At 63.3% G+C, this 4,487-nt stretch carries 4 protein-coding genes; all 4 read left to right on the top strand.

The annotated features are described in order from the left end of the window. Positions 1–252: ATP-binding protein (locus tag VFL62_RS26705; protein ID WP_325175397.1), on the top strand; the 252-nt coding region annotated here is incomplete at its 5' end. Between the two features lie 42 nt (positions 253–294). Continuing rightward, positions 295–1,737 carry a nitrogen regulation protein NR(I) gene (gene ntrC / locus VFL62_RS26700; RefSeq protein ID WP_325175396.1) on the top strand — a complete coding sequence of 481 codons (1,443 nt, stop codon included), beginning with the start codon at positions 295–297 and terminating at the stop codon, positions 1,735–1,737. A 157-nt stretch (positions 1,738–1,894) separates the two neighbouring features. Next, a complete protein-coding gene (locus VFL62_RS26695; RefSeq protein WP_325175395.1) occupies positions 1,895–4,222 on the top strand; it encodes a PAS domain-containing sensor histidine kinase in 2,328 nt (775 codons plus the stop codon). 17 nt (positions 4,223–4,239) lie between these two features. Then, the coding region (locus VFL62_RS26690) for a response regulator (protein WP_325175394.1) at positions 4,240–4,487 on the top strand (248 nt) is incomplete at its 3' end.

Genomic DNA, 4,487 nt, shown 5'->3' with positions numbered 1-4,487 from the left:
AAGAAGTCGCGCGTGTCGCTGCCGCTTGAATTCTGCGTGCGCGACAACGGCCCCGGCGTGCCGGAAGATTTGTTGCCGAACCTGTTCGATCCCTTCGTGACCACCAAGCCGACCGGCAGCGGGCTTGGTCTGGCGCTGGTCGCCAAGATCGTCGGCGACCACGGCGGAATTATCGAGTGCGAGTCGCAGCCGCGAAAGACGACCTTCCGCGTGCTGCTGCCGATGTTCAATGCGGCCAAGAAGCTTGATTGACCGCGATGAGGTTTACGGGACGACGTGAGATGAGGATTGACGATGCCCGCAGGTAGTATTCTCGTTGCCGATGACGATACCGCCATCCGCACCGTGCTCAATCAGGCGCTATCGCGCGCCGGATATGAGGTGAGGCTGACCGGAAACGCCGCGACCCTGTGGCGCTGGGTCAGCCAGGGCGAGGGCGACCTTGTCATCACCGACGTCGTCATGCCCGACGAGAACGCATTCGATCTCTTGCCGCGGATCAAGAAGATGCGGCCGAATCTTCCCGTGATCGTGATGAGCGCGCAGAACACCTTCATGACCGCGATCCGCGCCTCCGAGCGCGGCGCCTATGAATATCTGCCGAAGCCTTTCGACCTGAAGGAATTGATCGGTATCGTCGGCCGGGCGCTGGCGGAGCCGAAGGAGCGGGTGGCGAGCACGCCCGACGATTCCGAGTTCGATTCTATCCCGCTGGTCGGCCGCTCGCCGGCGATGCAGGAAATCTATCGCGTGCTGGCGCGATTGATGCAGACCGATCTGACGGTGATGATTTCGGGCGAGTCCGGCACCGGCAAGGAATTGGTGGCGCGCGCGCTGCACGACTATGGCAAGCGGCGCAACGGCCCGTTCGTTGCGGTGAACATGGCCGCGATACCGCGCGACCTGATCGAGTCGGAATTGTTCGGCCATGAGCGCGGCGCGTTCACCGGCGCCAACACCCGCGCCTCGGGCCGGTTCGAGCAGGCCGAAGGCGGCACGCTGTTCCTCGACGAAATCGGCGACATGCCGATGGAGGCGCAGACGCGGCTGTTGCGCGTGCTGCAGCAGGGCGAATACACCACCGTCGGCGGCCGTACGCCGATCAAGACCGACGTCCGCATCGTGGCCGCCAGCAACAAGGACCTGCGCATCCTGATTCAGCAGGGGCTGTTCCGCGAGGACCTGTTCTTCCGTCTCAACGTGGTGCCGCTGCGGCTGCCGCCGCTGCGGGAGCGGATCGAAGATCTTCCCGACCTGATCCGCCATTTCTTCGCGCTCGCCGAGAAAGACGGTTTGCCGCCGAAGAAGCTCGACGCGCTGGCGCTGGAGCGGATGAAGCAGCACCGCTGGCCCGGCAACGTCCGCGAACTTGAGAATCTCGCGCGCCGGCTGGCCGCGCTTTACCCTCAGGACGTCATCACGGCCTCGGTCATTGACGGCGAGCTGGCCCCGCCGGCCGTTACCTCCGGTGGCACGATGCACCAGGGCGTCGATAATCTCGGCGGGGCCGTGGAGGCTTACCTGTCCTCGCACTTCTCCGGCTTCCCGAATGGTGTCCCGCCGCCTGGGCTCTATCACCGCATCCTCAAGGAGATCGAGGTCCCGCTGCTGACCGCAGCGCTCGCGGCCACCCGGGGTAACCAAATTCGGGCCGCCGACCTTCTGGGGCTGAACCGAAACACCCTGCGGAAGAAGATCCGGGACCTCGATATCCAGGTCTATCGGACAGGTAACTGAGTAGTCACGACCCGCTTTAAATGCCCGATTTGTCGGGGGATTGGCCGCCCGCGGCGTACCGCGCGCCGCGGAATTGTCGCAATTCGGCAACATTGTGATATGAATGCATCAGTCCGCACGGGGCGGACGCTCAGCTTTCATCTCATTGTTTGGCGGAATGACCAGCGTGGACACCTCGGCCGCCCAGTTCGATCCGTCTCCCGCGGAGACCAAGGCGCGGTCGATTATGCGGCTGCTCGCGCCGATCGCGATCGGGCTCGCGCTGGTATCGGCGTTTCTGACCTTCGTGGTGCTCACCGGGCTGACCCGGATCGAGCCGACCCGCGAGGTCGCGGTGTCCTTCATGTTGATGAATGGCGCCACGATTCTGGTGCTGGTCGGCATCATCGGCCGCGAGGTCTGGCAGGTGATGCAGGCGAGGCGCCGCGGCCGGGCCGCCGCCCGGCTTCACGTCCAGATCGTCAGCCTGTTCTCGATCATGGCGGTGCTGCCGGCGGTTCTCGTGGCGGTCGTCGCCAACCTGACCATCGAGCGCGGCCTCGACCGCCTGTTCTCGGGTCCGACCCGGGAGGTGATCCAGAATTCCCTGATCATCGCGCGCGCTTATATGCAGGAGCACGCTCAGCTCATTCGCGGCGATATTCTCGGCATGGCGGCCGATATCGGCCGCGCCCGCCCGCTCTACGACCAGGACCGCCAGTCATTTCGCGAGTTTCTGACCGCGAGCGCCGCCTCGCGCAATCTGCCCGGGGCCATGCTGATCGACAAGGACCGCCACATCCTTGAGAGCGCGGAGACCGGCATCCAGCTGGCGTTCGCGGCGCCCCCGGCCGACTTCCTCAGCAACGTCAACGAGAACGAGCCGGAAATTGCGGTCCTGCCCGAGGAGAACTATGTCGCGGCGCTGATCCGCTTGCGTGCCTTTCAGGATACGTTTCTTTACGTCGCGCGGCAGCTCGATCCCCATGTCGTCGATCAGCTGAAACAGACCGAAGCCAGCGTCGCCGAATATGCCGAGATCGAAGCGCGCCGCCTTGGCGTTCAGGTGAATTTCGCGCTGATCTTTGCCGTTATCGCGCTGACCATCCTGATGGCCTCGATCCTCTGGGGACTGAATTTCGCCAATTCGCTGGTGACGCCGATCCGCCGCTTGATGGGCGCCGCGCATATGGTCTCGACCGGCGATCTCCACGTGCAGGTGCCGGTGAAGCGCTCGGAGGGCGACCTCGCGCAGCTTGGCGAGATCTTCAACAAAATGACGCAGGAGCTGCGCACCCAGCGCGACGAACTGGTCAATGCCAGCGAGCTGATCGACAGCCGCCGGCGATTTATCGAGGCGGTGCTGTCGTCGGCAAGCGCGGGCATCATCGGTGTCGACGCCTCCGGCAGCGTCGGCATTCTCAACCGTTCGGCCGAGAAGCTGATCGGCCATGCCGAGTCCGAGACGCTGGATCATCCGCTCTCCGACGTGTTGCCGGAACTCGACGAGATGATGAAGACGGCGCGGGAGAGCACGCAACGGCTGGTACAGGGCCAGATCACGATCAATCGTGACGGTCACGAGCGAAACCTGTCGGTGCGAGTCACCGCGGAGCAGACCAGTCAGACCCGTGACAGTTACATCATCACGCTCGACGACATCACGGAACTGGTGTCGGCGCAGCGAACCTCGGCGTGGGCGGACGTGGCGCGCAGGATCGCGCATGAGATCAAGAATCCGCTGACGCCAATTCAGTTGTCGGCCGAACGCATCCGCCGCAAATTCGGCAAATCCATCGTCGAAGACAAAGCGGTGTTCGAGCAGTGTACCGAGACGATCGTGCGGCAGGTCGACGACATCCGGCGGATGGTCGACGAGTTCTCACGCTTTGCGCGGATGCCAAAACCCGTCATTGAAGGTGAGGATGTCGCCGACACCGTGCGTCAGGCGGTATTCCTGATGCGGGTCGGCCATCCCGACATCGACATCGAAGCCGAGATCAAGCAGGAGCCGCTGCAGGCCAAGTTTGACCGCCGGCTGATTTCGCAGGCGCTGACCAACATCATCAAGAACGCGGCCGAGGCGATCGAGGCGGTGCCCGCCGAAGAGTTGGGACGAGGTCGTATTGATGTCATAGCGGCGCGCGAGAACCATGACATCGTGATCGACGTCGTCGACAACGGCATCGGTCTGCCAAAGGTGAGCCGTGCGCGCCTGCTCGAACCCTATGTGACGACACGGGAGAAGGGTACCGGCCTCGGACTTGCGATCGTCGGCCGGGTCTTGCAGGACCACGGCGGCAGGATCGAACTCCACGACGCAGCGGAAATGCGGCCAGGCGCGCGGGGTGCGTGGATGCGGCTGCGTTTCGCGATTTCGGGCCATGCATCGGCGCCTGAGATCGCGCAGCCGGCCAGTGAAACAAAACCGCCGGAGCAAGAAACCGGCGAACAACAAGAAACGACTAATGAACAGAGCAAAATCGAAGCTGCGACGGGCAACTGAGAATACGGGCGTATCCTATGGCAAGTGATATTTTGATTGTCGATGACGAAGCCGACATTCGCGAGCTTGTCGCCGGGATTCTTGACGACGAGGGATTCGCGACGCGGACGGCGCGCGACAGCGATTCGGCGCTCGCCGAAATCGCCAACCGCAGGCCCAACCTGGTGTTCCTGGACATCTGGCTGCAGGGCAGCAAGCTTGACGGTTTGCAACTGCTCGAGCAGATCAAGCGCGACCATGCCGATCTTCCGGTCGTGATGATTTC

The organism is Bradyrhizobium sp. (genome assembly GCF_035701725.1).
Lineage (GTDB): Bacteria > Pseudomonadota > Alphaproteobacteria > Rhizobiales > Xanthobacteraceae > Bradyrhizobium.
This window is presented reverse-complemented; position numbering and strand designations above follow the sequence as displayed.

What these genes read in the sequence shown, in the direction of transcription:
- ntrC (WP_325175396.1), top strand. Translation starts at nt 295, where the DNA reads ATGCCCGCAGGTAGTATTCTCGTTGCCGATGACGATACCGCCATCCGC.
- VFL62_RS26695 (WP_325175395.1), top strand. Translation starts at nt 1,895, where the DNA reads ATGACCAGCGTGGACACCTCGGCCGCCCAGTTCGATCCGTCTCCCGCG.